Genomic DNA, 26,121 nt, shown 5'->3' with positions numbered 1-26,121 from the left:
CGATCCCGGCCCCGGCCCCGGCCCCGGCAATCAGATGACGTGTGTGCACGCTCCGGGCAACGGCAGCTTGTCCGCGACAACGAAAGCATCGCCGTCGCCACCCTCTTCGGCGTCTACCCAGAGACGATCACCAGTCATATCCGCGACATGCGCCAACCACTGATAAAGATGGAGCACACCATCGATCCCACCGACGGCCAACTCACCACACTGGAGCACCTATACGAGCACTCGACCGCGGCCTGTACCCCCGTCCCGTCAAAGATCAAGACAGCGAGTCAATGATCCACAGGCCCTGACTTCGTGGCATTGATCCAGCGTCTTACGGTGGCAGCAGCCCTCGGGGCGCCCGCCCCCGTTTCTCCAGCCGAGCCGGGGTGGGCAACAGAGGCCCCACCACCACCCATTCCTCATCCGACGTGTCCGACGTGCCCGACGGAGGGCTTGCCACCCGCTCCGGATGATCAGCCGCGTTGCCATACATGTGGCAACGGGCCTCCTGAACAGTTGGGTTGGGTTCGTATCCGCGAACCATCAAGAGGCCATGTCATCATGCGCGAACAGCCGGAAGATCACTCCACCAGCACGCCCTGTTCGAACCGCACGTTCCATGATCGGTTGAGAAACGGCTTCTCCATATCGGCCCCAACCGGACTCCGCTGGAGGACGAAGCGATTCCCCACCTGCGAAATCCAGGTCTAGCCTGCTGAAGTACTGCTCGAGGCATTGTCTGACCGCGCATTTCACACAGTTGGACACGGTGGCAGGTCCCCGTTCCCCGTGCGCGATTCACGCCCATTCGGATACGGAGGCAGGCTATTCATGTCGAATCTTTGCGTACACCAGCTGATCGAGGCGCAGGCGGCGCGGACGCCGACCGCGCCCGCGATCGTGTCCCGTGAGGGAGTCCTGAGCTACGCCCAACTCGACGAACAGGCCGGGCGACTGGCCGGTCTGCTCGCCGCGCGTGGTGTGCGCCCCGAGGTTCGGGTCGGGCTGGCCGTCGAGCAGTCGGCGAGCTGGCTGGTGACGCTGCTCGCCGTCTGGAAGGCCGGCGGCGTGTACGTCCCGGTCGACGCCGCGCTCCCCGCGGAGCTGGCCGCCTCGATGCTGGCCGACGCCGAGGTGGAGCTGCTGCTGCACTCCGGATCCGGTCCGGTGCCCACCGGTTCGGGCTTCTCGGTCGTGGAGCTGGCCGACCTGGCGGGCGCGGACCCGGTCGAGGCCGCGGCTCCGGCGATGTGGCCGGACAACCTCGCCTACTGCATCTTCACTTCCGGCTCCACCGGCCGGCCGAAGCCGGTCGGGATCCCGCACGCCGGACTGGCCGGCCACGCCGTCGCGATGGGGGCCGAGCTGGGCCTGCGGTCGACCGACCGGTTCCTCCAGTTCACCTCGATGGCCGTCGACGCCTCGCTGGAGGAGGTGCTGCCGGTCTGGCTCGCCGGTGGGACGGTCGTGCTACCGGATGCGCCGCGGCCGACGAGCGTCGAGCTGACCGAACTGATCACCGCGCGCGGTGTGACCGCGGTGAGCCTGCCGAGCGCGTACTGGCACCAGTGGACGGACGACCTGCGGGCCGGGGTGGTGGCGCTGCCCGAGACCTTGCGCATGGTCTTCATCGGCGGCGACAAGATCCGCATGGACAAGTTGGTTGCCTGGACGGCGGTCGTCGGCTCACGGCCGGTGGACTTCGTCGCCGACTACGGGCCCACCGAGACCACGATCAGCTGCACCACGTACCGGCCGGACCCGGCGAACCTGCCCGACATCGGGCTCGTGCCGATCGGCCGGCCGCTGCCCGGGGAGACCGTGCACCTGCTCGACGACGACGATCTGACGCCGGTGGCCGACGGTGAACCGGGAAACGTGTGGATCGCCGGCTTCGGGCTGGCCCGCGGCTATCTGGGTGCGCCCGCGGCCACCGCCGACCGGTTTCGCCCGGACCCGTTCGGGCCGCCCGGCACGCGGATGTACCGGACCGGTGACCGGGCCGCGCTACTGACCGACGGGAACCTGCAGTTCCTCGGCCGCTCGGACCGTCAGGTGAAGGTCCGTGGATTCCGGATCGAGCCCGGCCAGGTGGAGCACGCGGTGCGCGCCTGCGCCGGCGTACGCGACGCCGTCGTGGTCACGGCCGACGACCCGGTCGCCGGTGCGCGCCTGATCGCGTACGTCGAGGCGGACGCGCAGCCGGATGCGGAGGCCGCGCTCCGGGTCGAGCTGACCGGCCGGCTGCCCGCCGTGATGGTCCCGCAGACCATCGTACGGATGGACAGGATCCCGCGGTCCCCGCTGAGCGGCAAGGTCGTCACGTCCCAGCTGCCGCCGCTGCCTGCCGTCGCCGACCGGCCCGGCCCGGTCGCACCGTCCACCGCTGAGCAGACCGTCGCGGAACTCGTCGCGGAGGTGCTGGGCCGGTTGCCGGGCGACGACGAGGACTTCTTCGCAGCGGGCGGCGACTCCTTGCGCGGACTGCAGCTGCTCAGCCGCATAGCCCAGGCCACCGGGTCGGCGCTGACCTTCGACCAGCTGCGCTCGGCACCGACCGTGGCCGGTCTCACCGCGCTGTTGGACCGGGCGCGACGGTACGAACCCGGCGTGGGCGCCGTTACGCCGACCGGCGAGCGCGACGAGTGGCGGCCCGTGTCCCGTGGCCAGGCCGCCCTCTGGTACCTGGACAAGCTGCACCGCGGCGCGGCGACGTACGCCGTGCCCCTCGGGTACTGGATCTCCGGTCCGCTCGACGTCGACCGGATGGACGCGGCGCTCACCGAGCTGCTGGCCCGGCACGAGGCACTGCGTGGCACCCTTGCGGAACGCGACGGCCTGGTCCGGGCGCGCCTGCGGCCACCGAGTCCGGTCCGCACGCGGGTGACGGCGGTGGCGGACCGTGCCTCCGCGACACGCCGGGCGGAGGCGGATGCGGCCCGGCCGTTCGACCTGTCCACCGGACCGTTGCTGCGTTCCTCCTGCTACCGGGTCGACGACGAGAACCACCTCTGGCTGCTCGACGTGCATCACAGTGCCTTCGACGCCTGGTCGCTCGGGGTGTTCCGGCGTGAGTTCGCCGCGCTGTACCAGGGCCACCGGCTGCCCGAACCCACCTTGCGGTACGCCGACTACGTCGCCTGGCAGGAACGCTGGCTGGCCTCGCAGGAGGCGGCCGGGCAGCGGCGCTACTGGACGGACCGGCTGTCCGGCGATGCGCCGGTCGTGGAGCCCGGCCGGCCGACCGGGGCGCCGGGGCAGGGCGGGTTCTCCCTGCCGCTCAGGCTCGGGGGCCTCGGCCCGGCCCAGGTCGAGGACGTGGCCCGGGCCTGCGGCTCGACCCCGTTCGGTGTGCTGCTCGCCGGCTTCTTCGCCACGCTGCACCGGATGACCGGCGGCGCCGACGACATCGTGGTCGGTGTTCCGATGGCCGGCCGGGGGCGGGCGGGCACCGAGGAGCTGATCGGATACCTGGTGAACACCGTGCCGCTGCGGATGCGGTTCACCCCCCGGATGAGCTTCCGGGAGCTGGTGGAGCGCACCGACGCGGCGCTGGCCGAGGCGCTGTCCCGGCAGGACCTGCCGTTCTCGGAGATGACCGGCGGCATCGCCCAGGGCGGGGGCGCCGCCGAGAACCCGGTGTTCCAGACCATGTTCGTCCTGCAGTCCACTCCGGTGGACGACGGCGGGACGATCGACGGCCTCGACATCACCGAGCAGCTGATCCACTCGGGCACCGCCAAGGTGGCGCTGACGTGCACACTGCGGCTGGACACCGGCGGGGTCACCGGCGAGGTGGAGTACGCCACCCGCCGCTTCGACCGCCCGTCCGCCGATCGCTGGCAGGACGCCCTGGTGACGCTTCTCGAGTCGGCGCTGGCGGATCCGGCGGCACGACTGGCCGAGTTGCCGCTGCTTCCGCCTGCCGCGGCCACGGCCCAGCTGACCGCGATCAACGCCGACCACCGGGACCGCAGCGCCGCCGGCACGCTGTTGCACGACGGCTTCCGCACGGCGCTGGCCCTCGACCCGTCCGCGGTGGCCGTGCGGTCCGGGAAGAACGCCGTCAGCTACGCCGAACTGGACGCGCGGGCCGAGGCGATCGCGGCCACGCTGGCCGCCGCCGGCATCGGTCCGGAGGCACTGGTCGGGGTCTGCGTCGAGCGCTCGGTCGCCTCGGTCGCCGCGGTGCTCGGGGTGCTTCGCGCCGGTGCCGGGTTCGTGCCGCTGGACGCCGGTTATCCGGCCGAGCGGCTGCGCTGGATCGCCGCCGACTCCGCGATGGCCGCGTTGATCGCGTCCGCGGTGCCGGCCGGGCTGGAGGACGTGCCGGTGATCGACCCGGACGCGGCCGCCCCGGAAGGCGGACCGGCGGTCGGGATCCACCCCCGCAACACGGCGTTCGTCTACTACACGTCCGGGTCGACCGGCCGGCCCAAGGGTGTGGTCATCGATCACGGCTGCGCGGCGTCGCGGGTGGAATGGATCGCCCGGCGCTACGAGTTGGGCCCGGGCCGCCAGGTGGTGCACAAGACCCCGTTGATCTTCGACGTCGCGATCTGGGAGATCTTCGCGACGCTCGGGGCCGGCGCGACGATACTGCTGGCCGAGGCCAGCACGGAGACCGACGTGCCCTACCTGGCCGAGCTGCTCGCCACGCCGGACACGACGCTCGCCCACTTCGTCCCGTCGATGCTGGACATGTATCTGGCCACGGTCTCCGCCACCAAGTACCCCGGCCTCGACCGCGTGCAGACGTCAGGCGAGTCGGTCCCCACCGCGATGCTGCGGCGGTTCGCCGCCCACTTCGACATCGAGCTGGACAACGCGTACGGCCAGACGGAGACCTCGGAGGTCGCGCTGTGGAGCGGCCGTGACTGGCCGGACGGGAGCGGTGTCCCGATGGGCCGGGCGGTCAACGGCTACCGGCTGTTCGTGCTCGACGAGGCTCTGCGGCCGGTGGCCGCCGGTGTGGTGGGCGAGCTCTACGTCGCGGGCGTGGACGGCCTGGCCCGCGGCTACCTCGGCCGGCCGGCCCTCACCGCGGAACGGTTCCTGCCGCACCCGTGGCCCGTGACGCCCGGGGAGCGGCTGTACCGCACCGGCGACCTGGCTGTCCGGGAGGACGACGGCCTGCTGCACTACGCCGGGCGGTCCGACGGCCAGGCCAAGGTCGGGGGCGTACGGGTGGAGCCCGGGGAGATCGAGGAGGTGCTGCGGGGCCACCCCGCGGTCGAGCAGGCTGCCGTGCGGATCCGGGAGGACGAGCCCGGCGCCAAGGAGATCGTCGCCTATCTGGTGGGACCCGACGCCGTCGTCCCCGACGTGGCGGAGTACGCGGCCGGCTACCTGTCCCGGTACCTGCTGCCGACGGTGTACGTGAAGCTGGCCGCGCTGCCGCTCACCCCGTCCGGCAAGGTCGACCGGCAGACGCTGCCGGCGCCGACCGCGCAGGATCGCGGGGCACGTGCCGGGGTCTCCGAGACCACCTCGCTGATCGAGTCTCAGCTCGCCGAGGTGTGGCGCGACCTGTTGAACGTCGAGGAGATCGGCCGGCGGCAGAACTTCTTCGAGGCCGGCGGCACCTCGCTGTCGGCGTTGCAGATGCTGCACCGGGTCAAGACCCGGTTCGGGGTGGCGGTCACCGTACGACAGTTCTTCAGCGCGCCGACGATCGCGGGTGTGGCTGAGTACCTGGAGAAGGCGCTGGTCGCCGAGTTGGCCACGCTGTCCGACGACGCCGCCGCGCAACGCGGCGGCCGGGAGGGATGATCCCATGACCGCACTGAACGTGGAGAAGCAGCAGCTGCTCATGAAGCTGCTGCGCGAGCGGAGCACCGCAACGCGGGGCCCGCGCGTCGCGCCGGTACCGCCGGGCACCCCGGTGCCACTCAACCCGCCGCAGGCGAGGATCTGGTTCTCCTGCCGCCAGTACCCGGACACCAGCGAGTACAGCCTGCCGGAGCTGCGGACCCTGGACCGGGCACTCGACCTCCCGACGTTGCGCGCGGTCACGGTCGAGCTGATGGCCCGTCACGACGTGCTGAGAGTAAGGATGTTCGAGCGCGACGGCGTGCCGATGCAGCAGGACGACGGCCCGATCGAGCCGCCGGTGACCTGGCACGACCTGCGGCATCTGGCGGCCGGTGAGGCGGAGGCGCGGGCCACCGCGAGCGGCAACGAGGCCGCTCGGCGCCCGTTCCCGCTCGACGGGCCGTGCTTCTTCCAGATCATCGGGTTCGCCCTGCCCGGCGACCGGACCATGCTGGCGATCAACTTCCATCACATCGTCATCGACGGGCTGTCCCGGGCTATGGTCGTCGCCGAGCTCGACACCCTGCTGGCCGGTGGTCCGCTCGATCCGGCCCCGCCGGTCGGCTTCCTCGACTACGTGGCCTGGGAGCAGGAGAACGCCGACGACACGGCGGTCCGGAGCGACCTGTCCTACTGGACCGGCAAGCTGTCCGGCGACCTGCCGGTGCTGGACCTGCCCAGGGACCGTCCCCGGCCGGCCACGTCGAGGCGGTCCGGCGGCACCGTGCCGATCTCCGTCCCCGGACCGGTGCTGGCCCGCCTGCGGCAGCTGGCGACGGACGAGGGGGTCACCCTGTTCGTCGTCGTCATGGCCGCGTACAAGGTGTTCCTGACCCGGATGACCGGGCAGCGGGACAACATCGTGGGCGTCCCGCTGGCCGGCCGGGACCATGAGGTCGCCGAGTCGATCGTGGGCTGTTTCGTGAAGTCGGCGCCGTTGCGCACCGACTTGAGCGGCGACCCCACGTTCCGAAAGGTCGTCCGCCAGGTGCACGAGACCGTCCTGGAGGCCCATGACCACCAGACGGTGCCCTTCGACCGGGTGGTGGCGGAACTGGGTCTGCCCCGGCTCTCCGGGGTGCAGGCGGTGTTCCAGACCATGGTCAACGTGCAGTCCATCGCGGTGGGCGGCGCCGCCGACATGGGCACCGAGCTGGACACGAACGCCGCGATGTGGGACCTGGCCGTGAGCCTGTTCGTCGACCAGGACGTGATGAGCGGCGTCCTGGTGTACGACGCCGACCTGTTCGAGAAGTCGACCGCGCTGCGCTTCGCCTCCATCCTGGAGGGCCTGCTGGCCGCGGGCGCCGGGCAGCCCGACGCGCGGGCGTTCGAGCTGCCGCTGCTGGCTCCGGCCGAACGGGAGCGCGTGCTGCACGAGCTGACCGGACCCGAGCAACCGGACATCCGGTACCGGACGATGGCGCAGCCGTTCGAGGAGCAGGCCCGCCGCACTCCGGACGCGGTGGCGGTCCACACCGGCGAGGGGGCGGTGAGCTACGCGGAACTGAACGTCCGGGCCAACCGGCTGGCATGGGTCCTGCTCGGCGCCGGGGTCCGGCCCGGCTCGGTCCTGGCGTTGTGCCTCGCCCACGGCGCCGACGAGATCGTCGCCCGGTACGCCGCGGCCAAGCTCGGCACCCCGTACACGGCGATCGCGCCGGAGCAGCTGGCAGAGGTCGCTCCGGACGTGGTGATCACCGATCGGGCGACGGCGGCCCAGGTGCCGCCCGGATCGTGGCAGGTGGTCTCGTTCGCGGACGCCGAGCGGTGGGCCGATGTGTCCACCGACGACCCGCCGGTCGCGGAGACCGGGTACGACCTGCTCCGCCTGGTCCACACCCCCGGCCGGCCGGGGGCCGTCGCCCGTCCCGTCGTCGCGGAGCTGGCCGAGGTCGCGGAACTGCGGCGCACCCATCCCCTCGACGCCGGCGAGGTGGTGCTCCCGGAGACGCCCGACGGCGCGTTCTGGCCGCTTTCCTGCGGGGGCGTGGTCCTGCTCTGCCCGCCCGTGGTGCACCGGGATCCTCGGCCCCTGATGGAACACATCGACGCGTACCGCGTCACCACGCTGTGGACGACGGCGTCGGTGCCGCTGGACGGCGCCGGTGGCGGGTCGCTGCGCCGGGTCTTCCACGGCGGCGAACCGGTGACCGTCGCCGGATTTCCCGGCGAGGTCATCACGTGGCGGGGATGGCCGGAGACCGGCCGGGTCGTCGAGCGGGGCCGGCGCGTGGCCCACCACGCCCTGTACGTGCTGGACGAGGCGCTGGAGCCGACCCCGGTGGGCGTCGCCGGCGAGTTGTACGTCGGCGGGGAGGCCGGCCTGGCCCACGGTTACCACCGGCTGCCCACCCCGACCGCGGAACGGTTCGTGGCCGACCCTTTCGGCGTGCCCGGCGCCCGCATGGTTCGCACCGGCGAACTCTGCCGGCGCCGGGAGGACGGTGTGCTGGAGTACCTCGGCCCGATCGACCGGCAGATCACGGTGCACGGCATGCGCGTCGAGCGGGCCGCCGTCGAGGCGGCCTTCACCGGCCAGGGCGGGGTGGCCCTGTGCGCGGTCACCGCGGCGCCCGAGGGCGGCCTCGCTGCCTTCGTGGTGCCGAGTGGTGATCGGGAACTGTCGGGGACCGAGCTCGCCGACGGCGCCGCCCGGCAGCTGCCCGACTACCTGGTGCCGGGCAGCGTCACGGTGGTGGACCGGATCGTCCGTGCCGACGACGGCGCGATCGACGTCGCCGCGTTGCTCGACCTGCGCGACAGCGGCACGCTCGTCGAGGACGAGTACTTCGTCGCTCCGGAGACCGACTTGGAAGCCCGGCTGGCCGCGATCTACGCCCGGCTCCTGCGCCGGGACGCCGTCAGTGTCACCGACAGCTTCTTCGACCTGGGCGGCCATTCGCTGCTGGTGTTCAAACTGATCGAGGAGTGCGAGAGCGAGCTCGGCCTGCGGCCGTCCGTCCAGGACGTCTTCACCGGCCCGAAGGTCCGCGAGCTGGCGGCGACGCTGGGTGCGGTGCAGGCCGCCCCTGCGCTCGAGGGCAACCTGGTCGACCTGGTCGAGAACCCCGGCGCGCCACTGGTGGTGTTCGTGCACGCGGCGAGCGGTTCGGTGCTGCCGTTCTACGAGGTGGCGCAGCGGCTCGGCGGGGAGTTCGCGCTGTACGCCCTGCAGTCGCTTCCGGACGACCCGCAGGCGACGATCGAGGAGATCGCCGCCCGGTACGTGGCCGCCGTCGACGCGGTGCGCGGCGTCGCCCCCGTCGTGCTCGCCGGCTGGTCGATGGGCGGTTGCGTGGCGGTCGAGATGGCCCGGCACTGGCTGCTGCGCGGCGAGCCGGTCGCCGCGACGCTGCTGCTCGACACCTGGGCGCCGCCCTCGTTCATGTCCTCGGCGGCGGAAGCCGCCGAGGTGCGGGCCGCGTGCCTGGCGCTCGACGTACTGCGCCTGGAGGGCGCCGAGGCCGACGCCGCCGCGGCGCTGGCCGAGCTGACCGGGATGGTCGAGCGCAACCGCGCCTCGTTCCTCGACTACTGGCCGGAGTTCTACCCGGCCGAGGTGGAACTGCTGCGCGCCAGTGACCCGCTGCCCGCGGATGCGCCGAGGTTCCCCGCGGGATACATGGACGACGACCGCGGGTGGGGCGCCTTCGTCGCCGAGTTGGAGACCACCGAGATCAAGGGCAGCCACCTGAGCCTGTTCGATCCCGAGCATGTGGACCAGCTGGCCGCGGCGATCAGGGACGCCATCACCCGGCGGATGGGCTACGAGGAGATCTGAGGGCCGGCGGCCGCCGCCCGCAACTCCGGGTACATCGACCCGTCGTACGCCGCGGCGACCTGCTTCATCGGCTCGGCGGCGATGTCGCCCGGCTCGTACGGCCACCAGTTCACCAGGACCGTCAGTCGTTCCCGATGCTCCGGGGCGGTCGGCGGTTCCTGGTGTACGTCGGCGCGGCTGCCCACGGAGTGCCATAGATGCCCGGGGAACGTGACGTACAGATTCCTGGCCGGGAAGACGAACTCCCGGTCCTGCTCCCCCGGTGACGGCTCGCCACCGAAGACCACGAGCGGGCCGTCGTCGACGTCGGTCAGGTACACGACGCTGGACAGCATCGGGGAGTCCAGCGCGCCGGTCTCCGGATCCTCGCCGATGTCACGGTGCAGACCGAATTCGAAGTTCGAGGCGTACGGCGGAGCCAGCCGCCCGAGCCACCACTCGACTCCGACGGCGGCCGCCCGTACCTCGGCGGGGATGTGGTGCACGAGATGGTTCCGGACGGCCGCCTCGACCACATTGCGCGGCGGCGTCCCCAGCGAGTACCAGAAGGTGTAGTGATAGGGGCTGCGGCCGCCCAGCCGGTCGGGTCGGGTGGCCATCGCGACGGCCGAACGCAGCTGGTCCAGCGTCTCGTCGGGGAGCGCCTGCGCGGTGCGAGCGATGAGTGCCATAAATCGGATGTTACGGGGCACCCCACGCTGTGGTCGATCGATCTTGCCGCTGTGCCGGACCGGTCAGAACGGGCAGCCCCGGGCGGCGTCCTGCGGCATCCGGCCGGGCAGTTCGGCCCCGGCCGGCTGACCCATCCCGGCCTCGCGCATCAGCCGGGCGATCGGCCGGCCGGTGCCGCTGTCATCGGCCTCGTAGCGCCGGATCACCGACTCCTGGACGTCCGCCGGCTTCTCCTGGCTGAACTTGAACAGCCCCTCCACCTCGTCGATCCGGAGCCGGAAGGCTCCGACGCCGGGCAGGATCCGGCGGAAGTAGCCGACCGACGCGGTCTGGTCCCAGCCGGCGCCGAAGCGCTTCTCCAGGCGCTCGGCCGTCCACCGGACGACCTCGAGCGTCTCCTCCGGCTCGTGGATCAGCTGGATCCGCCCGCACACGTGCACGCTCGCGAAGTTCCACGTGGGGGCGGACGGGGCATCAGGGTAGACGGCCGGGGTGACGAACCCGCCGGGACCGTCGAACATCAGCCGGGCGTACGTGCCATCGGTCAGCGCCTTCCAGTGCGGGTTGGCGCGGTTGAGATGGCCGAACAGCTCCGTGCCGATGAGCGGGCCGGACCGGGGCCGGCCCGGAGCGACGAGGGCCGGCAGGCGTGACGCCCACGGCACGGTCGCGCCGTTGGTGGTGAGCGTCGCCATCGGGTGGCCGTCGATGATCCGGCGGTGCCAGTTCTCGTCCTGGATCTGGTAGTGGCTGGGCACGAACATGGCTACCGCCTCACACGATCGGAATTAGCGGCACACCGCGTACGCCTGGCGGCCGCGCGGACCGGCCGCGGCTCGCAGGAATCCGGTGGCCGGGTCGACGCCGGCGGAGCAGACCTTGCCGAGCGTGGACTCCGGCACCACGTCCAGCCGATGGCCCTTCTTCTCCAGCACGGCAAGCACGGCGGGGTCGAACGAACGCTCCACGACCACCACGCCCGGCCGCGAGATGCGTGGTGCGAACGACTGCGCGAAGTGGTCGATGTGCCAGGCGGGCAGCTCGGCCGCCGCCTGCGGTTCGTATCCGAACTCGGCGACCGCGAGGAACGCGTGGAGCGTCCACTGGTCCTGCTGGTCCCCGCCCGGCGTTCCGAAGGCCAGGAACGGCGCGCCGTCGCGCAGCACGATGGTGGGGCTCAGCGTGGTACGGGGACGCCGTCCGGGCGCGAGCGAGTTGGGGTGTCCCTCGGTCAGCCACGCCGTCTGGCCCCGGGTGCCGAGCGCGAAACCGAGTTCCGGGATCACCGGCGCGCTCTTGAGCCAGCCACCGCTGGGCACGGCGACGACCAGGTTCCCCCAGGCATCGGCGACCGCCACCGTGCAGGTGTTCCCGGCACCGGCCCGTGGACCGGCCGGGGTGACGGTGGGCAGGCCGCTGCGCAGGTGGGTCATCCACTCCGGCTCGTCCGCGCCCGGCTCCTCCGGCTCCGCCACCGGGATCCAGGGCTCGGCGCCGCCCGGCCGTCCCGGCCGCGGGTCGAGGTTCGCCTGCTCGCCGATGAGTGAGCGCCGCTCGGCGGAGTACTCGGCCGCCAGGAGCTCGTCCATCGGCACCGGCGTGTGCTCCGGGTCGCCGTACCACGCCTCCCGGTCGGCGAACGCGAGCTTGGCCGCCTCGGCAACGGTGTGGACGTACTCGCCGCTGCCCAGCCCCATGGCGCGCAGGTCGCACCCTTGCAGGAGGGCCAACTGCTGCAGGAACACCGGGCCCTGGGACCACGGTCCCGGCTTGTGGACGGTGAACTCGCCGTACGGCAGCTCGCACGCGGCCTCGACGCCCGGCCGCCAGGACGCCAGGTCGTCGCCGGTCAGCAGGCCGCGATGCCGCCGGCCGGTCGAGTCGAACACCTCGGTGGTCCGCGCGAAGCGGTCGATCGCCTCGGCGACGAAGCCCTGGTAGAAGGCGTGGTGGGCCGCCTCGATCTGGGCTTCCCGGTCCGCGGACTTCCCCCGCGCCTCGCGGATCAGCCGTCGATAGGTGTCGGCCAGTACCTCATTGCGCATCCGGGACCCGGCCGCCGGCACCGCGCCGCCCGGCAGATAGGTGCGGCCCGACTCGGTCCACTCCGTCCGGAACAGGCCGGCCATGGCCCCGATCGTCGACGCGGCGGCGGGCAGCAGCGGGTAGCCACGGGAGGCGTATCCGATCGCCGGCTCCAGGACGGACTCCAGCGGCATGGTGCCGAACTCGCCGAGCAGTCGCATCCAGGCCCCGAACGCTCCCGGCACGGTCGCCGGAAGAAGGCCGCCCGCGGGCATCTGCTTGATGCCGAGCGCGGCGAACGCGTCGATGGTCGCCGCCTGCGGCATCGGGCCCTGGCCGCAGATGATGCGGACCGCGCCGGTCGAGCGCGAGTAGACGGCGATCACGACGTCACCGCCCGGTCCGTTCGAATGCGGCTCGACGATCTGCAGGGCGAAACCGGCGGCCACCGCCGCGTCGAAGGCGTTGCCGCCGCGCTCCAGGATGCCCATGCCGACGGTGGACGCGAGCCAGTGAGTGGCGGCCACTCCGCCGAGGGTTCCGGTCAGCGCCGGTCGCATGACGGTCATCGGCTCACTCCTCGGCAAGGCTCGTACGCAGGGTGGGTGGCGGCTGGGACGGCAGGTCGCACGCGTGCTGGGCGACGCTCAGCAGGATGTCGACGAGGCTGTTCTCGCACTTGACCACTTCGGGTTTCTGCAGCTCGGTCGGCCGCTCGTCGGCGTCATCCGCCGCGTACAGCCCGTTCGCGGCGACGTCCTGGGCGATGGCCACGAGCCGGCGCAGTAACTGGGCCACGACCTCGTGTCGGGGGACCGGGGCCCGCAGCGTCGTGAAATAGGAGTCGTAGATCAGCCCTGCGAGCCGGTGACCGGGACCGCGGACGGCGGCCTCGCGCAGCAGCGACCGGCCGTTGGTGACCAGGCGCGCGGCGACCCCGTCGTGGACGAGGTGCAGCAGGGTCATGGCGTCCAGCAGCTCACCGGCGTCGGTGTCCGCGATCCCGGGCAGCCGACCGCGGCGGAAGAGGTCCCGGATCGGCCAGTAGTCAGGGGCCCAGGCTCCGCTGAACGCGCGGTGCCGCAGCCGCATGCTCGGCCGTATCAGGTCGTTGTAGAGGCCGGGCGGGCACGAGCCGGTGTAGAGCAGCATCGCGGAGTAGCCGTCCACGTAGTGGCTGATCTGCGGCAGCACCTCGTCGGCCGGGCGGCGGCCCTGGTCGAGGTCTTCCACGAGCTGAGCGATCAGCCGCCACACGACGAAGCACACCTGGTGCCCGGTGATCCACCGGAACCAGAACAACTCGTCCGGCGATTCGCACAGCTGGACCTCGGGGGTCAGCAGGCCGTGTTCGCCGAGAGCGGCCAGGCGCCGGCAGCTGCCGGCGTAGTCCCGGGCCGGAACCTCGCCCGCCGGGCCGTCGGGATCCCCCACCGCCGGCAGGATCAGCGGTTCGAGACCGTACGCGAACCCGCCGAAGTCCCATCGCCCGACGGCTGGCAGGTCGCACAGCGCACCACTGCCGGCCGGCTTCATGACAGACCGTCCGGCACGAAGGTGAACTCGAACTCCAGCCCGTTGACGTCGTACGTGTAGAAGCTCTGCACGCCGTCGTCGTCGATCACGATGTCGGTCGGCTGCTCATCGATCGCGAACGTGTAGCGGTCGGAGCCGTAGAGCTCGATCCAGTGCTGCCGAAGCCGTACCAGTTCATCGGCGGCGCTCACACTGAAGCAGAAGTGCTGGAACTGCACGGCGCTCTCGGCCGGCTCGGACTTGCGTCCGGGCCGGCCGAAGAGGTGGAACCGGACGTCGCCGAGAACCATCTCGGTCAGCCCGTGGATCCCCGGTAGGCGGCTACGGGTCAGTTCGGAGAACTGGTCGAGCGACCACGCCTGTCGGCACCCGAGAAAGTCCTCGTACCAACGGACGCTGTTCTCGAGGTCAGTCGTCTGCACTCCGACGTGATGAAACCGCGGTCTGGGAAATCTGACTTGGGCCGCCATGGTGACGGCCGATGACGTCTCTCTCATGTCTCATCACTCCAGCGGAGAAAAGGCGCATCCGAACGCGGACACTACTGTCGCCAAGCCATGATGGCCCTAAAATGCGGTTCGGAGAGTTCCCCGCTTTATGGGACACCGGTGATGGAATTTAGTGTTTACCCTCACGTGGTGCACCGGATAACATTCCTTTTGCGAATTGTCAGGCCGACCGTTCCAGCGTGTAGTGGCGACGGAGTTCCTTGACGTGCGGGAGAACGGCCGGGTCCTCGGCGGCGCGCGCAATATCGATCATGGTATTCCAGACGAAACCCTCGCCCCCGTCGCACCGGAAGTGCTTTTTGATCACGATGCTGAAGATTTCGTTGACCGTCTCCAGCGTCAGCACGTCGGCGAGCCGCATCAGGTGGGCGTGGTCGGCTTCGGTGAGCGGCGGTCGTTTCACCGTCCGGTCGGCCGGAATGCCGGCGTCCGGGCTCGCGCCCTCGACCGAGATCAACGGCTTCGCGGACGGCACGTCCACGAAGTCGAACATCAGATGCACCCGCTCCTGCGAGGAGAGCACCGCGACCGAGTGGATCTCCGATGCGTCGAGGAACCACACCTCACCTTTCCGCATGCGGAACACGGTGTCGCCCTCGTTGAAGAAGCAGTCCTCGTTGGTGGCGAGGGGGATGTGCATCCGGTGGGCGTTGCGGGTCTCGTCAGCGAGATCGCCGAGCTCCAGCAAATCCCGATGCGGAATGATCACACTGTTCTGCACCTTCGCCAGGCGTACGAAGTTCAGCCGGTCCAGGTCGGCGACTGTCGAGATCAGCTCCCGCAGATAGGGCAGCTGATCGGCGAACTCGGAGAAAGCGGCGGGCCGGTCGTGGTCGTAATGGGTGACCACGCCGTCACCGGCGCTCCCGCCCCGGGCCCACAGCATGCAGCTCTTCCACGCGCCACCGAAAACGTAATCGCTGTACGCCTCGGACCAGGCAATGGAATCGCTCGTCGCGAGGTCCTTCGCCAGGCGGGCGTCGTCGAGACAGGTGTCCCCTACATAATGGGTTCGCATCGGATCAGGCAACCCTTCTCAGTCGAAACCGGCGTGTTCCTGGGACGGTAGGCAGGTTTGCCTCGGGGTGAAGTCACGTGATTCGGTGACGGTCCAGGTCCTCGGCGATCTTTTCCAGGACTTCCACCTTTGCCTGGAAAGGCTCGTCCGGTCGCGGCCATTGCACGACGAAGTCCGTTATTCCGGCTTCGGCGAATCTGGCCGCCGCGTCGAAGAACGCCGCGGGCGAATCGAGGACGCCGCCGACGGTGGGTCCGGTGACCAGCAGCCGGGACACCGTGGACGGGTCGCGGCCGATCTCCACGCAGGCCTTCTCCAGCGCCTCCACCTGCCGGCGCAGGACGGGGAGGGCCTGCTCGTACGGAGCGCTCGCGAACTGGTTGGGCTCGCCCGTGGTGACCCAGTACGACGCGTGCCGGGCCACCACGCGCATGCCACGGGGACCGGACGCGGCGATCGCGAACGGGACGCGGGGCTGCTGCCGGCACAGAGGATAGGAGTGCACCTCGTTCGCCAGGTAGTAGCGGCCGTCGAACGTGGTCACCGGCTGTGTCAGGAGTTGGTCGGTGAGTTCGACGTACTCGGCGAACCGCTCGGTCCGCTCGCTCCGGCTCCACGGGTTCCGGCGGGTCATGGTGGAATCGAAGCCCGCCGCGCCGGCGCCGAGACCGAGGATGAGACGGCCGTCCGAGATGTCATCGATGGCGGCGACGTCCTTGGCCAGGTGCACCGGATGCCTCAGGTTGGGTGAGGCGACCAGCACACCGAGCCCGATCCGCTCGGTCTCCACCGCCGCCGCGGTCAGCGTCGGCACCAGGGTGAACCACTCCTTGGCGCGAAACGCCCGCCAGTTGAGATGGTCGTAGGTCCAGGCGTGGTCGAATCCCATCTGCTCGGCCTGGCGCCACTTCTGCCGCGCCGTCTGCCACCGATCCTCCGGGACGATCATGATGCCGAATCTCATGTGTCTCCCTCGTCCAGCCGACCGGGGTCGATGTTGAAGTTGTAGCGGAACAGGTTCTGCGGGTCGACCCGCCGTTTGAGCGCGACCAGGCGCCGCCACCGCTCGCCGTAGGCCGCGCGTACGCCGTCGCTTCCCTCGTCGTTGAGGAAGTTGACGTACTGCCCGACCGAGTGCGGCGCCATCGCCTCGCTGAAGTCCCGGACCCAGCTGACGTGACGCTCCCGGTCGCCCCGGCCGGGCTCCCACGCGCCGAACATGTTGATGTTGTGACCGGCGTGCCGGGAGCCGAAGGCGGTGTCCGTGGCGGGCACCCGCCCGATCGCTCCGCCGAGGTGATAGATCGGCACGGCTGCCAGCGGCGAGGTGATCCGCGACGCGTGCTCGACGACGGTCGTGATGACCTGGTCGCTGAGCTCCCCGAAGTCCACCGACCGCCAGTAGTACTCCTTGCCGGGCGGGGAGGTGCGGTCGACCATCTGCTGCAGTTCGACGTAGGGCATCGGGCCGACGGTGTCGAGCAGCGGGCGTCCGAACTCACGCAGCGGACGCAGGAACGCCAGCCCGTCCTCGTGGTCACCGGACCAGCACACGTTGACGGCCACGATCGGAGAACCGTGCAGCTGTTCGGGAACGGCTTCAACCGGCGGGCACAACCGGAGGTTGAGTATCGTCCCGAGCTCGTCCGGAGCGTCCGCGACCAGGTCGCGGTAGTGGGCCAGGAACGCCGGTGCGACGTCCAGCGGATAAATGATCATCCCGGCCAGGACGGTCGGTCCGATCTCGTGCAGCCGGAAGCCGAACCGCACCACGGTCCCGAAATTGCCGCCCCCACCGCGAAGGCCCCACAACAGCTCCGGGTCCTTGTCGGCGTCCACCCGGAGGCGAGTGCCGTCCGCCGTCACCAGATCGGCCTCCACCAGGTTGTCCACGGTGAGCCCGCAGCGGCGCATGAGGTGGCCGATGCCGCCGCCCAGGGCGAGACCGCCGACACCGGTCTCGCTGACGATGCCGCCGGTCGTCGCCAGCCCGTGTGCCTGGCTGTTCCGGTCGACGTCCTGCCAGAGCGCTCCGCCCTGCACATGGGCCAGCCGGTGTTCCGGGTCGATCTGGACCGCACGCATCCGCGACAGGTCGATGACCAGGCCGCCGTCGCAGACCCCTTGACCGGCCACGCTGTGCCCGCCGCCGCGGACCGCGATGGGCAGTCCACGCCGGGAGGCGAAGGTGACGGCCGCGGTCACGTCCGCCACGTCCACGCAGCGCGCGATCAGCAGGGGATGCCGGTCGATGTCTCCGTTCCAGACCTTGCGGGCCTCGTCGTATCGCGGATCGGCCGCGGTGATGAGATCGCCACGCAGCTCGTGGGCGAGCTTCTCCGATTCGCCGCTCGTCAGGGTGTCCAAAGCCGTCGTCCTCCGGTCCTAGTCCTGCGGTGACGGGATTCTCGTCCCGCGGATCGTCGCGGCCACGTCGCGCAGCGTGCCGTGCAGCAGCTGGGTCATGTCGGGTTCGGCCCGCAGGGTCGTCTTGCACTCGTCGAGCAGCCGGAAGGTGAGCAACGAGTGGCCTCCGAGCTGAACGAACGTGTCCAGCACGCTGATCGGGGACCGGCCGAGGACCCGGTGGTAGATGTCGATCAGGGCCGCTTCCAGTTCGTCGGCGGGCGGCTCGACCGTTCGTTCCCGCTCGGCGAGCTCCTGCCAGATCTTGATCAGCTCGCCCTGATCGATCTTGCCGTTCACCGTCGCCGGGAGGTAGTCGATCGGCACCACCCGGTCCGGCCGCATCTGCGCGGGCAGGAGCCCGGCCGCGTGTTCGAGGATCGCCGCCGGGTCCAGGTCGGCGACGGAGCCCTGGCCGACCGGTACGACGAAGGCGAGCAGGCGGAGCGGCTGTCCGTGGGCGATCACCGCGCAGTCGCCGACCGCGGGGTGCGCGGTCAGCACTGACTCGACCTCCCCCGGCTCGATCCGCAGCCCACGGATCTTCACCTGCCGGTCGATCCGGCCGAGGTGCTCCAGCGCGCCGTCCGCACGGTAGCGGCAGAGATCACCGGTGCGGTACATCCGCGATCCCGGCGGTCCGTAGGGGTCCGCGACGAACCGCTCGGAAGTTTGGGCGGACTGCCGCCAGTAGCCGTCCGCCAGGCCGACCTGCCCGCTGATGTACGCCTCACCGGGCGCGCCGATCGGTACGAGGTCGAGGTTGGCGTCCAGCACGGTCACCCGGAAGTTGTCGGCGGGCCGGCCCACCGGAACGGACCCGCCGGTCGTGCCCGGATCGATGACGTTGTCGGTGACCGGACCGGCCTCGGTCGGGCCGAACGCGTTGACCAGGTTACTGCCGGGCAGAGCGGTGGTGAACGCCTCGGGGATCCGCGGGCTCATCGGCTCGCCCCCGCACACCACCCACTTCAAGGCCTCGGACGGGGCCTGGGACAGTTCCTCCAGGAAGGCCGTCATCATGGTCGGCACCAGGAAGATCAGCGACACGTCGTGATCCCGGGTGAGCCGGGCCAGATGCCGGGGATCCCGCTCGCCGCCGGGCCGGCAGATCACCAGACGGGCACCGTGATAGAGCGGCCAGAAGATCTCCCAGATCGAGATGTCGAATCCCGGCGAGGCCTTGAACAGCGCCGTCCCGCCCGGGTGGAACGGGTACTGCCGCTGCATCCAGAAGATGTTGGCCAGGGTGCCCGCGGTGCGGGAGACCACGCCCTTGGGGCGGCCCGTGGTCCCCGAGGTGTAAAGGATGTGGACCAGCCCCGGGCCGTCCTCGACGACGGGATCGGTCGCCGGCCGGTCGGACCAGGCCTGCTCGGTGCCGACCTCGTGGATCTCCCACGCGCCGTCGGGCAGGTGCTCGCGGCAGACCCGGTCGGTCAGCACCAGCCGGGGCGCCGAGTCCGCCAGGATCAGGGCGATGCGCTGATTCGGCAGGTCGGCGTCGAGGGGAACGTAGGTGGCGCCGGTCTTGACCGCGGCGTAGATCGCGACGATCTGCTGGATGCCGCGCTGCAGGCAGATCCCGATCCGGGTGCCGGGGCCGGCGCCGAGCCCACGCAGGTGATGGGCCATACGGTTCGCGCGCTCGTTCAGCGCCCGGTAGGTGACGGTGTTGCCGTCCTCGTCCTGCAGGGCGACCGCGTCCGGGGTGCGTTCCACCTGCTCCTCGAACGGCTCCGCCATCGTGCGGAACCGGATCTCCGGGTCGTGGTGCGGGTTGAGGCCGTGCCGGATCAGCTCGCGTTCCTCGGGACCGACCAGCGGATGGCTGAGCATCGGTGCGTCCGGCTCGCTCGTCAGGCCGGCGAGCAACTGCAGGAACGCGTGTGCCCAGGCCTGCGTCGAGGGGACGTCGGACGCGTCAGTCATGGATTCGACGTACAGGTTCCGGCCGGCCCGGGTGATCAGAATCGTCACAGCGACCGGGGCGTCGTCGGTTTCCGCCGTGGTGACGGCCTCGGACTGGGCGGCCTGCCGCAGCGCGTCGCGGAAGCTCATCGCCGGGTCCGGCGCATCGGGCAGCGGCAGGATGGCCTCGACCTCCTGCCGGGTGAACCGGACACGGCAGTCTGTGCCGGGGCGCGGCAACCGTTCGGCGAGCACACCGATGCAGACCGACAGGGCGACGAAATCGTCGACCCCGGCCGCCGTGGCGAGGGAGTGCAGGGTGTGCGTCACGCCGGCCGGCACGATGATCGGCCCGATGCAGTCCGTCTTGGACAGCATCCCGTTCACTGCGCGCTCCCTTCCAGGAGCACGCAGGCGTAGAACCCCGGCGCCGAGGACTGTGCCAGATAGGTCTGCCCGCTGCGGATGCCGACCCGCTCGTGGTAGTCGGCCAGATTGATCATCCAGTCGGCGTTGCCGCAGTGCCCGTAGGCGGAGAGCGTGTCGGCGAAGTGCAGCCGGTCCGGTGGCAGGCCGACCGCGGTCGCGTTGAACAAGGTCAGTGGCTTGTACAGGTTGGCCGCGAACACCTTGGTCACCTGCCCCAACTCCCGCCCGCCGGCCTGCAGGACCGCGGACAGCGTACGGTCGGCGACGGCCTTGCGGGAGACGAACGAGTCGCGACCGCGCAGTCCGTCCGGGTCCGCCCTGACGGCGGACGAGGACAGCCGCACCAGCCCGGGATGGTGCCGGGTCAGCAGGCAGCTGACCACCGCGTCACCGAACACGGCGTAGGGCTGGACCCTTTGACGGTCGTCCGGCACGAAGTCCAGAGCGACCATGGCCACATGCGTCACGTCCGGATCGGCGAACAGGTCCCGGCCGTGCCGCAGAGCGGTCAACGAACTGCAGCACCGCTGGAAGGACACGAGGTGCGGGACACAGTCGTCCAGTCCCAGGGCGATCAGCACCCGCTCCGCGAAGTCGGACGGCAACAGGGCGAGAGTCGGGTCGCTGGTCGCGATGACGAGATGGTCGATGTCCGCGGCACCGGCGCCGGAGGCCCGTAGGGTCCGGCGCACGGCGTCCACGACATAGTCCTGCACCGGCCGGGTCATCTTCCGATAGGTGCTGCAACCCATGTCGGCGAAGTCCGTACCGAACGACGCGGTCTGCCAGAGGTCATCGAAATCAGGGATGTTCTCCGGCTTGTTCTCCAGGTCTCCGAAGGCGCACGCGAACGAGCCGATGCCGACATTTTCGAGATCCGAGATCATGGTTCCTTCGATCGGCCGAACGGATAAGGGATGCCGGCGCCGGGCTCTTCACCACGGGCGTCAGGCCCGATCAGGCACCACCGCGCTCGCGTCGATCTCGCGGAGCACGGAGAGGATGCCGTCGATGTCGCCCAGCCGGGAAACCCATTCCGGGCGCATGGTCACGGTGTTGTCCGTGTGCTCGTCGATGTAGTTCACGAGCACCAGGACCATGTTGAGCGAGCTGATTCCCAGTTCGTCGCGCGTCTTCGCCCGAGCCACCTGCTCGTACGAGACGGCGCTGGTCATCGACTGCCTGGCGAGGAAGTCGGCAAACTTGCGCCGGTAGTCGTCGGTGCTCATCAGTCGACCCTCGGGAACGGGAAGCCGTTCAGGTTGTCGGCATGGATGCGGTTGTGACCCCACCGGTCCTCGCCGGAGACCAGAACGCTGCCGTGGTAGTCGAGGCTGATCGCGTCACCGAACCCGCTGAGGCTGTCGATGTGCTCGTACACCCGGACGGACGGTGAAACGTACCGGGTGGCGAGCCCGAGCCTCTTGGTGTCGCTGACGTTCGGCAGCGAACCGTGGATGCACTTGGCCAGGAAGATGACGAACTGCCCCGGCTTCATGGGCATTTCGACGATCTTGCCGGCGTCCGGGTCCCAGTCCTTGTCGAGCTTCAGCTCCGAGTAGTCGTAGCCGAAGAAGTCGTGGGACTTGCTCTCCACGTTCCGCGACATCGGCTTGGTCTCGTCGTAGTACCACTTCTTGTGGCTGCCCGGGATGAAGCGGAGGCAGCCGTGCTCCTCGTCAGCCTCGGAGAACGCCGTCCACACGGTCAGTTCCTGCGTGGCCGCGGTGCTCTCCTCGGTGTACCGCAGCGAAGGATAGGCGACCGTCTCCGACTCGAAGACGGTGAAGGCCTCGACCTGGTGCCATCCGGTTCCCGCCTCGCCCGGCTGCTTCTCGAAGATGTTCGTCTTCCAGCAGATGATGTCGTCACCCATCAGGCTGCGCAGCTTGTGCACCACCGTGGGGTGGGCGATGTGCCGGGACAGGGTGTCGCAGTCCAGATGGCGGTCGTAATTGATGATGGTCGAGTCGTGCGGCTTGTTGCGGGACGTGACCATCTCGATCATGGCCTGGTTCCATTCGAGCTGGGCCTCGTCCTCCGAATAGAGGTCGAACGGTCCGAGGAATCCGTTCTCCTGGAAGGACTTCACCTGCTCGGCAGTCAAGCCTTGGTCTGCCGCTCCGCTCATGCTTTCAGCCACCTTTTCTTCCTTTCGCCGACGGTGCCTGCCTGTCTGAGCCACCTGAAATAAGGGAGGAATGCGGGGCCGATCAGACCCACCGTATGCGGGCCCGGGCCACGCGTCTTGTCACCGGAACGGGGGTCCGCGGCGGCGGGCCGGTTGGTGAGCCGCCACCCCTGCCGCGACCGACGACGACACCAACACGGCCTCGCAGCACGGGAGATCGAGTGTCCAGGATCAAGGGGAAGCCTCAACGGTGGCCTGCCGCCAGCTGTGGTACAGCCCGGCGTACACGCCGTCCGCGACGAGCAGGTCGTCGTGCCTGCCGCGCTCCACCAGACGGCCGCCCTCCAGCACCATCACCTCGTCGGCCTGCTCGGCGACGGCCAGCCGGTGCGCGACGGTCACCGAGGTGCGCCCCGCGGTCAGCCGGCGCAGCGCCTTGATGAGCGTCAGCTCGATCTCGGGGTCCACGGCCGAGGTGGCCTCGTCGAGAATCAGGCAGGCCGGGTCGGCCACGTGCGCGCGAGCCAGGGCGACCAGTTGCCGCTCCCCCGCGGACAGGCTCTCACCGCGCTGTCCCACCGGGGTGTCCAGGCCGTGCGGCAGGCCGGCGAGGAACGTCTCCGCGCCCAGCTCGCGGAAGGCGTGCTCGATCTCGGCGCGGGTGGCGGACGGGCGGCCGTACCGGACGTTCTCCTCCACCGTGGTGTCGAAGAGGAACGGCTCCTGCGGTACGACCACCAGGCGCGAGCGCAGCGAGTCGGTCGCTATCTCGCGGACGTCCACGCCGCCTATCAGAATGCGGCCGCGGTCCGGGTCGGCCAGTCGCGCGATCAGCTTGGTCAGGGTCGTCTTGCCGGATCCGGTGGCGCCGACCAGCACGACCTGGTGGCCCGCGGGCACCTCGAACGACACGTCGTCCAGAGTCACTCCGGCGCCCGGGTAGCCGAAGACCACGTTCTCCACGACCACACCGGGCGGGTCGGGCGGCAACTGCCGGCCGTCCACCGGCTCGGCGATGTCCTCGTCGATGTCGAGCAGGGCCAGCACGCGACGCCACCCGGCGACCGCGCTCTGGGTGAAGTCGATGACCTGGGTGAACTCCGTGATCGGTGCCAGGAACAGGGTCACCAACAGGATGAACGCGACGAGTTCGCCGGCGCTGTTCCCGGTCGACGGGCCGATCGCCAGTCCCACCGCGACGACGCCGACCACGATGACCACGGCGAACAGGTCGGCGAGGGAGAACAGCAGTCCGCCCAGGTACCCGGCCCGGATCTTCGAGTCCCGCCACCGGTGGATGGAGGTCGTGGTGCGCCGCAGGCTCGGCTCCACGACGCCGTAGGAACGGATGACGGCGGCACCCTGGATCGTTTCCGAGATCACCGTCAGCAGCTCGGCGACACGGACCCGGACCGCGGTGTGCGCGGGGCCGAGGCGGCCGACCACCACCCGGACCAGAAGCAGCAGCGGCACGGTCAGCACGACCGTGACCAGCGTCAGCCCGACGTCGTAGAAGGCCATGCCGGCGAGGGCGGCCAGCATGATGGCGCCGTTCACCAGCCAGGCGATACCGCCCCACTGCAGGAACATGCTGAGGGTCTCGACATCGGAGGTCACCCGGGACACCAGCTTCCCCCGCGTCTCGGCCGAGTGGTACGCCACACTCAGCCGGTGCACATGGGTGAAGGCGCTGACCCGCAGGTCGAACAGCGCCCGTTCGCTGGCGATCGCGAGACGCGCCAGGCTGGCCCAGTTGACCACCGCGGTGACCAGCACCACCAGCGCGGCCACCGCGCTGAGCCCCAGTAGCCGGCCGCTACTGATGTGACCGGTGCTGAGCCCACGGTCGATGACCTGCTGGATCAGCACCGGCACAGCGAGCCGGCCGACCCCGCCGAGCAGGGCGAGAACAACCGTCAGCGCCAGGCCCTCACGAATGGCGGGGATGGCCGCCAGACCGCGGCGGATCACGGCGGTCGTCGACCCGGTGACGCTCTCGGGGTCAGCCGGCTCGGTCGTGGTCATGCCTGCACCCTCTCTCGCTCGTAGGCCCGGATCAGCCGGTCGTAGCCGTCGATCCGCAACAGGTCCGCGTGGGCCCCGACGCCGGCCACCCGACCCTGGTCGAGGTAGACGACGGTGTCAGCGAGAGCCAGAGTCGCGGCGCTGGTGGTGACGACGATCGTCGTGGTGGACTTCAGACCGGTCGTGAGGCCGCTCATGATCTCCTGCCGGGTGGTGGCGTCGACGGCGGACGTCGCCTCGTCCAGCAGCAGCAGCCGTGGCCTGTGGGCCAGCGCCCGGGCGAGCGCTATGCGTTGCCGTTCACCACCTGAGAGCGTGACTCCGCGCTCGCCGACAGGCGTGTCCGGCCCGTTCGGCTGACCGTCCACCAGTGTTCTCGCCCGGGCCAGACGGAGCGCCTCGTCCAGCCGTGGATCGGCCCCGGACGCGGCCGCGGCCGCGCTGTCGAAGTCGAGCAGCACGTTCTCGGCGAGCGAGCCGGCGAACAGGAACGGCTCCTGGAAGGCGGCCGCGACGGCCCTCACCCGGTCGTCCGGGCTGATCCGGCTCAGGTCGACCCCGTTCAGCAGCACTGTGCCGCCGGTCAGCGGCAGCAGGCCGGCCAACGCCAGCAGCAGCGTGGTCTTGCCCGACCCGGTGCCGCCGGTGATCGCGACGGTGGAGCCGGACGGCACGTGGAAGCTCACTCCGGAGAGCACGGCCGCGCCGCCCGGGTAGGTGAAGGAGAGGTCCCGGACCGACACGTCGAGCGGGCCGTCCGGCAGCGGCTGCGGATCCGGCACGGCCGGCGGCAGCGGCTCACCGAGCACCGTTCGGACCCGGGCGTACCCGGCCAGCATCCGCGGCACGTCGCCGAGCACGTTGCCGATGGTGCGCACCGGGACCACCAGCATGGCGAACACGTTGACGAAGCTGACCAGGGCTCCGACGGTGATCTCTCCGCTGTTCACCCGCAACGCGCCGACGACGACGATGACCAGCGAGGTGGCCGTCGGGATCGACTCGATCAGCGAGTCCAACAGCCAGTCCCGGATGGCCAGTTTGATCTTCGCGTCGCGCAGACCGGCCGCCTCGGCGGCGAAGCGGTCACGCTCGACGCGGTCCCGACCGAGCATCTTCACCAGGGCCGCGCCGTCGAAGCTCTCGTGCGCGACCTCGGTCACGCGCCCCAGGCGTTCCTGGACCGCCTGGGCGGGCACCTCGACCTGTTTCTGGTAGACCCAGTTGACCAGCAGCAGTGCCGGGATCATCGCGCCGCCGACCAGAGCCATCACCGGGTCGACCACCACCACCCAGCCGACGGTGACCACGAACAGCACGAACATGCCGAGGACGTCCGGCAGCCGGGCCGGCAGCTCCGCGGCCGCTTCCGCGTCGGTCGTGACGTGCGCCAGTTTCTGGCCGGTCGGGTGGGCCTGGTGGTACGTCATCGGCAGCCGGTGATACCGGTGAACGACGGCGGTCCGCAAGGTGGCGTCGAAGCGGGCCCTGGTCAGGACGAGAGTCCACCGCCGGATCAGTCCCGCGGCACCCTGCACCACGCCGACGGCGGCCACCACCAGCAGCACGGCGACGATCGTGCCGGTGGCGATCCGGCCGTCGTCGAACCGAGGGATCACCACGCGGTTGCACAGCTCGCCGAGCGCCACCGACCATGCGACCAGACTCGTGCCGTACAGCAGCGAGCCGACGATTCCCCAGCTGATCGGGCCGGGGTGGGCACGGAAGGCGTCGAGCAGCAACGCTCGTGATCGCCGGATCTTCTTGAACCGCCCGGTCGTCGTCTGATCTGCCATCGCGCCTTCCCTGCCATTCGCTTTCGTCACTCGAGCCGGATCCGGGAACCACCGATGCGCCGACCGGCATCAGG

At 70.4% G+C, this 26,121-nt stretch carries 16 protein-coding genes; 2 read left to right on the top strand and 14 right to left on the bottom strand.

The genetic code is table 11. The annotated features are described in order from the left end of the window. Positions 1–822 precede the first annotated feature (822 nt). Together FHX80_RS28675 and FHX80_RS28670 are read left to right on the top strand one after the other, a co-directional pair. A complete protein-coding gene (locus FHX80_RS28675) occupies positions 823–5,763 on the top strand; it encodes a non-ribosomal peptide synthetase (protein ID WP_145766847.1) in 4,941 nt (1,646 codons plus the stop codon). A gap of 4 nt (positions 5,764–5,767) precedes the next feature. Continuing rightward, the gene (locus tag FHX80_RS28670; RefSeq protein ID WP_145766846.1) at positions 5,768–9,589 is read left to right on the top strand and encodes a non-ribosomal peptide synthetase; all 3,822 of its coding nucleotides are present in this window, start codon (positions 5,768–5,770) and stop codon (positions 9,587–9,589) included. Here the strand turns inward: FHX80_RS28670 and FHX80_RS28665 are convergent. From FHX80_RS28665 to FHX80_RS28600, 14 genes are all read right to left on the bottom strand, one after another. Further along, positions 9,574–10,260, bottom strand: a complete 687-nt coding sequence (locus FHX80_RS28665) for a hypothetical protein (protein ID WP_145766845.1) — start codon at positions 10,258–10,260, stop codon at positions 9,574–9,576. The two genes, FHX80_RS28670 and FHX80_RS28665, sit on opposite strands and share 16 nt — an antisense overlap. A 63-nt stretch (positions 10,261–10,323) precedes the next feature. After that, positions 10,324–11,025 (bottom strand): FMN-binding negative transcriptional regulator, encoded by a 702-nt coding sequence (locus FHX80_RS28660; protein ID WP_145766844.1) that lies wholly within the window; start codon positions 11,023–11,025, stop codon positions 10,324–10,326. Between the two features lie 24 nt (positions 11,026–11,049). Then, positions 11,050–12,855 carry a gamma-glutamyltransferase family protein gene (locus tag FHX80_RS28655; RefSeq protein ID WP_145766843.1) on the bottom strand — a complete coding sequence of 602 codons (1,806 nt, stop codon included), beginning with the start codon at positions 12,853–12,855 and terminating at the stop codon, positions 11,050–11,052. Positions 12,856–12,859: 4 nt separating this feature from the next. Then, entirely contained in the window at positions 12,860–13,822 is a 963-nt protein-coding gene (locus FHX80_RS28650) for a hypothetical protein (protein ID WP_145766842.1), read from the bottom strand. Beyond that, positions 13,819–14,292, bottom strand: coding sequence for a VOC family protein (locus FHX80_RS28645; protein ID WP_145767554.1), 474 nt, complete (start codon positions 14,290–14,292; stop codon positions 13,819–13,821). The genes FHX80_RS28650 and FHX80_RS28645 overlap by 4 nt, the downstream gene beginning before the upstream one ends. Positions 14,293–14,491: 199 nt before the next feature. Next, a complete protein-coding gene (locus tag FHX80_RS28640; protein ID WP_145766841.1) occupies positions 14,492–15,349 on the bottom strand; it encodes an aspartyl/asparaginyl beta-hydroxylase domain-containing protein in 858 nt (285 codons plus the stop codon). 73 nt (positions 15,350–15,422) lie between these two features. Continuing rightward, positions 15,423–16,313, bottom strand: coding sequence for an LLM class flavin-dependent oxidoreductase (locus FHX80_RS28635; RefSeq protein WP_145766840.1), 891 nt, complete (start codon positions 16,311–16,313; stop codon positions 15,423–15,425). Continuing rightward, positions 16,310–17,716, bottom strand: a complete 1,407-nt coding sequence (locus FHX80_RS28630; RefSeq protein WP_145766839.1) for an FAD-binding oxidoreductase — start codon at positions 17,714–17,716, stop codon at positions 16,310–16,312. The genes FHX80_RS28635 and FHX80_RS28630 overlap by 4 nt, the downstream gene beginning before the upstream one ends. Before the next feature lie 18 nt (positions 17,717–17,734). Continuing rightward, a complete protein-coding gene (locus tag FHX80_RS28625) occupies positions 17,735–20,044 on the bottom strand; it encodes a non-ribosomal peptide synthetase (RefSeq protein ID WP_145767553.1) in 2,310 nt (769 codons plus the stop codon). 5 nt (positions 20,045–20,049) lie between these two features. After that, positions 20,050–20,982, bottom strand: coding sequence for a beta-ketoacyl-[acyl-carrier-protein] synthase family protein (locus FHX80_RS28620; protein ID WP_145766838.1), 933 nt, complete (start codon positions 20,980–20,982; stop codon positions 20,050–20,052). Positions 20,983–21,042: 60 nt separating this feature from the next. Further along, positions 21,043–21,324: a hypothetical protein gene (locus FHX80_RS28615; RefSeq protein ID WP_145766837.1), complete on the bottom strand. Its 282-nt coding sequence runs from the start codon at positions 21,322–21,324 to the stop codon at positions 21,043–21,045. Continuing rightward, positions 21,324–22,226 (bottom strand): chlorinating enzyme, encoded by a 903-nt coding sequence (locus FHX80_RS28610; RefSeq protein WP_145766836.1) that lies wholly within the window; start codon positions 22,224–22,226, stop codon positions 21,324–21,326. Before FHX80_RS28610 ends, FHX80_RS28615 begins: the two co-directional genes overlap by 1 nt. Positions 22,227–22,457: 231 nt before the next feature. Next, positions 22,458–24,251, bottom strand: coding sequence for an ABC transporter ATP-binding protein (locus tag FHX80_RS28605; RefSeq protein WP_145766835.1), 1,794 nt, complete (start codon positions 24,249–24,251; stop codon positions 22,458–22,460). Beyond that, a complete protein-coding gene (locus FHX80_RS28600; RefSeq protein WP_145766834.1) occupies positions 24,248–26,047 on the bottom strand; it encodes an ABC transporter ATP-binding protein in 1,800 nt (599 codons plus the stop codon). Before FHX80_RS28600 ends, FHX80_RS28605 begins: the two co-directional genes overlap by 4 nt. Positions 26,048–26,121: the final 74 nt, after the last annotated feature.

This window comes from Streptomyces brevispora (assembly GCF_007829885.1).
GTDB classification, from domain to species: domain Bacteria; phylum Actinomycetota; class Actinomycetes; order Streptomycetales; family Streptomycetaceae; genus Streptomyces; species Streptomyces brevispora.
Note: the sequence above shows the minus strand (reverse complement) of the source record. Positions and strands in the feature narration are given on the sequence as shown.